Origin of the sequence: Mesorhizobium sp. M2A.F.Ca.ET.037.01.1.1, from assembly GCF_003998075.1 — a bacterium.
Lineage (GTDB): Bacteria > Pseudomonadota > Alphaproteobacteria > Rhizobiales > Rhizobiaceae > Mesorhizobium.
This window is the reverse complement of record NZ_RZSA01000638.1, coordinates 1-3,987: the sequence shown is the minus strand read 5'-3', so window position 1 is coordinate 3,987 and position 3,987 is coordinate 1. Positions and strand designations below refer to the sequence as shown.

The following is a 3,987-nucleotide window of genomic DNA, read 5'->3' as shown; positions in this document are numbered from 1 at the left end:
GTCTAGATGGTCACCACCATCTTGCCGGCATTGGCGAGCGGCGTCGTGATGCCGGACAGCATCGTTTGGATATGCGCCACGCTCTGGTAGCGGCCGTTGACGGAGATGCGCGGCAGCGCGTGCAGGAAGCCGGCATGCTCGGCCCTCAGCACGCCGTGCCGCGTGGTCACCGCCGAGACGTAGCCCGCGTCGCGGGCGAAGCCCACTTCGCGGCAGCCGACAGCGCTGGCATAGCCGTAAGGGTAAGCGAAATGACGCGGCTCCTCGCCGAGCCTTTCTTCAAGGATACGGCGGACGTCGCCGATCTCATGGCGCGCATCGGCTTCGGACAGCCGCTTCAAATTTCGATGATTGACCGTGTGCGCGCCGATGGTCACCAGCGGGTGTGCGGCCACGGCACGGAGCTCATCCCAATTCATCAAGGTGCATGGGCGGCCTGTGCCGAATTCATAGCCGTTCGATCGGGCAAGCTCGCGCAATGCCGCACCCTGCTCCTCCTCGGGCACTTCCACGGTCAGCCAAGCGTTCAGCCGCGCGATGGCCTGGATCTTCCTGCCCCGTGTCGAGCAATCGATCGCCCTCGGCTTGCCCGCCATCGTCAGCGTCAGGCGCGAGCAGGTGTCGACGATGTCCTCGATGACGTCCCACCAGAGATCGACGGCGCCGTCGATCAGGCCGGGGGCGACATAGATGGTGATCGGCGCGCCGTGCTTTTCCAACACGGGAAGCGCCTCGGTCATGTTGTCGCGATATGCGTCGTCGGCGGTGATGGTGGCGAACTGGCCGCCTTTGCCACCCATCTTGATGCGCTCGATCGCTTCATCAAGGGAAACAAAGGCATAACCCCTTCCCTTCATGTCGGCGATGAGCCTGTCGAGGAAGGCGGGAGCGATGTTCAGATGCCGGTTGACGCCGTTCGGCTTCTCCGGCGTCGCGGTGACGCGGTGCAGCATCAGGATGGCGCCGATGCCGCCGACAAACGGCCGCGCCAGGGGCGCCAGACCGGAGTAGCGGGCAAGGTTCAACGCCAGTTTCCGGATTGCCTCGCCCCCGTCGATCATTCCTTCACCTTTTGCGCCTAGACTCATCCAAGCACGACATTCGCCTATGCGAACCCCCAAGTCGGAACCAATACGTCTTAAGGATTGAGGGATGGTTGACGCCGCCGCGTCATTTGACGGCAACCGGGTCGCGGCCAACGAGATTTCCGCGCGCTCCATGCGAGCCGATCAGGGTCGATGGGCCGCTACCGCAAGCGACGGCGCCGGCCTTGCCGATTACATCCAATTCTGCGCCTCGGCGCTGTTTGCGCCGGCGCAAAGCGCATCCTGGGTGAACAACTGGGCAGCCGCGACGGGCGCCGACATGGTTGTCGCGACGCTGACTTGTGATGCCCGCCCGGCGCTTTCGCTGGCGCTGGAAGTCGTGCGACGCGGCCCGTTCAAAATTGCCCGTTTCGCGGGCGGGCGTCACGCCAACGGCAATTTCGCCGCCGCTGATCCACGCTTTCTGCCCGCCATCGACGCTTCGGCGATCCGCTCAATGTTCAAGGCGATCGCGAGGATGCGCCCAGACATCGACCTAATCTCGCTGGAAAGGCTGCTGCCCAACCTCAATGGCGTCGTCAACCCGCTCGCAGCGCTGCCCAGCTTCCCCAGTCCGAACCTTGCGCTCGCTGTCGATCTCGACGGCGGGTTCGACGCGTTGCTGTCGCGCGCGAGCGGCAAGCGCAAGCGCAAGAAGCACCGCTCGCAGACGCGCAAGTTCGAAGCCGTCGGCGCCTTCCGGCGGATCGAAGCCCGCACCCGCGAGGACGTCGACAGGCTGCTCGACGCCTTCCTCGGTATGAAGGAAGCGCGTTTCGCCAAGATGGGCATCGCCAATGTCTTCGGCGACAGGCAGGTGCGCGACTTCTTCCGGGCGCTGTTTACCGATGCGCTGGCTGAGGAAAGGCCGTCCTTCCTGCTGCACGGCCTGGAGGTGGCGGGAAAGCTGCGCGCGGTGACCGGCTCCAGCCGCTGCGGCAAGCGGCTGATCTGCGAGTTCGGCGCCATCGCCGAGGACGATCTCGCCTTCACCAGCCCCGGCGACTTCCTGTTCTTCGACAACATCCAGGAAGCCTGCGAGCTCGGTTTCGACGTCTATGATTTCTCGGTCGGAGACGAGGCTTACAAGCGACTTTGGTGCGATATCGAGGTCCAGCATTTCGAGGTGCTCGCGCCACTGACGCTGAAGGGCCACGCGTTGGCCGCGGCGATGCGGCAAGGCGCGAGGGGGAAGGCCTTCATCAAGAACAACCCGACGATCTGGAGGCTGACCAAGATGCTGCGCCGCAAGGCTGCCGGACAGGCAGCACCCGCTCCGGCCGAGGACGACAGCTAGGCCCGGCGAGAGTCGCTAGCTACGCCGCCTGAACGATCTCGACCAATTCAACGTCGAACACCAGGTCCTTTCCGGCCAACGGATGATTGCCGTCGAGCTTGACGCTGGCGTCGTCGACGCCGATGACCGTCACTTGCATGGGACGTCCCTCACGGGTGCGGGCCTGTAATCGGGTGCCAACATCGACGTCGATGTTTGCCGGCACGGCGGCGCGGTCGACGGTTACGACCGCCTCGGGGCGATGAGGGCCATAGGCGGCGTCAGCGGGAACGGTGACGGTGCTTTTTGTGCCGACCTCCATGCCCTCGACATGGGTTTCGAGACCAGGAATTACCTGTCCTTCACCGAGTGTAAACTGCAGCGGTTCATTGCCGGAAGAATCGAATTGGGTGCCGTCCACCAGACGCCCAGTGTAGTTGATGCGTACGGTGTCGCCGTTCTTGGCCTGTGTCATAGCAGCCATCCTTTGGGAGTTTTGGGGGCCGGCCTAGGAATTTCGGTCCCGCTCTCGATCATCCACGCATCAGAATGCGCAGCGCGAAACATCGAAACTAGGAGCCTTGCCGCCAATGTAAAGTGCGGGAGCCGCCGAGAAATGAAGCGGCAACGCGGGACAGCCTTGTCGGCCTCCGGCCTTATGCAGCCGACCGGCGCCCGGGCAATGGATCTCCCGGCTCATGACCGACCGGCGTGACCAGCGTGACGTCGGGATAGCCGTTCTCGATCAGCTTCACCGCAGCCTGGGTCACCTGGTCGTCGGCTTCCAGCATCGACAGGAAGACTTCGGTGCCATCGCCGACCAGGCGGCTGATGCCTTGCGCGTCGGCCGGGCCGCATTCGACAACGACGAGATCGTAGGCCGTGGTCAGTGACTGCATGATGATGGGCAGCCGGTCGGCGGCGCGCATGGCGCGGACCGGGTCGGCGGTGCCGACCGGAATGACATGCGCATCCGAATAGAGATCGGGATGGATGACGTCGCTGAACTGCGCCTCGGAGGCTAGAAGATTGGTGATGCCGGGGAAGAGGCTCGAGTCCAGCATCGGCCGCGATGCCGCGCCCGACGCGGTTAGATCGAGCAAAAGCACACGCAGGCCGGCGTCGGAGACTTCGCGCGCCACCAGCACGGCGGACGCGGCCGCCTCGTCGCCTTCGGGCGACACGAAGATCGCGCGCGCCGCGCCCGAAGCGATCAGCTTCTCCGCCGCCTTGTCGACATCGATCTCGCCGAGCCGGGATTGGCGCGGCTCGGGCGCCGATCCGCGGGGTTCAGAAGGCCGGACAACGGACTCAGCGGGTCTGGCAGCGGGGGCATGAACCTCCACCGGCTCGCTCTCGGCCGGCCTTGGGAGTTCCGCTTCCGCGATGGAATGACCTGCCGAGGCTTCCTCGTAAGGAGCAAACGCACGACCTTCGTCATCGATCGCCGGTTCCGTGCGCGCGATAGGCATTGCCACCTGCTCGATATCGGTGAAGCGGGCGCCAGCGGCCGGACGCATGGCGCGGCCGGAGAACAACTCGCCAAGCAGCGTGCCGATCGCCATCAGCAGCAGAGAAGCGGCGGCGGCGGCCCCGGTGATCGGCCCGATCTTGGGGAAATAAGGC

At 64.8% G+C, this 3,987-nt stretch carries 4 protein-coding genes; 1 reads left to right on the top strand and 3 read right to left on the bottom strand.

The genetic code is table 11. The features are described from left to right. Positions 1-2: 2 nt before the first annotated feature. A complete protein-coding gene (locus tag EOA27_RS25970; RefSeq protein WP_126082871.1) occupies positions 3-1,061 on the bottom strand; it encodes a polysaccharide deacetylase family protein in 1,059 nt (352 codons plus the stop codon). 91 nt (positions 1,062-1,152) lie between these two features. Here EOA27_RS25970 and EOA27_RS25965 point away from each other — a divergent pair, with 91 nt between their 5' ends. After that, positions 1,153-2,382: a GNAT family N-acetyltransferase gene (locus tag EOA27_RS25965; RefSeq protein WP_126082872.1), complete on the top strand. Its 1,230-nt coding sequence runs from the start codon at positions 1,153-1,155 to the stop codon at positions 2,380-2,382. Positions 2,383-2,401: 19 nt separating this feature from the next. Here EOA27_RS25965 and EOA27_RS25960 read toward each other — a convergent pair whose 3' ends face one another. Together EOA27_RS25960 and EOA27_RS25955 are read right to left on the bottom strand one after the other, a co-directional pair. After that, a complete protein-coding gene (locus tag EOA27_RS25960) occupies positions 2,402-2,836 on the bottom strand; it encodes a peptidylprolyl isomerase (RefSeq protein ID WP_126082873.1) in 435 nt (144 codons plus the stop codon). A gap of 181 nt (positions 2,837-3,017) precedes the next feature. Continuing rightward, the coding region (locus EOA27_RS25955; protein WP_145970532.1) for a tyrosine-protein kinase family protein at positions 3,018-3,987 on the bottom strand (970 nt) is incomplete at its 5' end.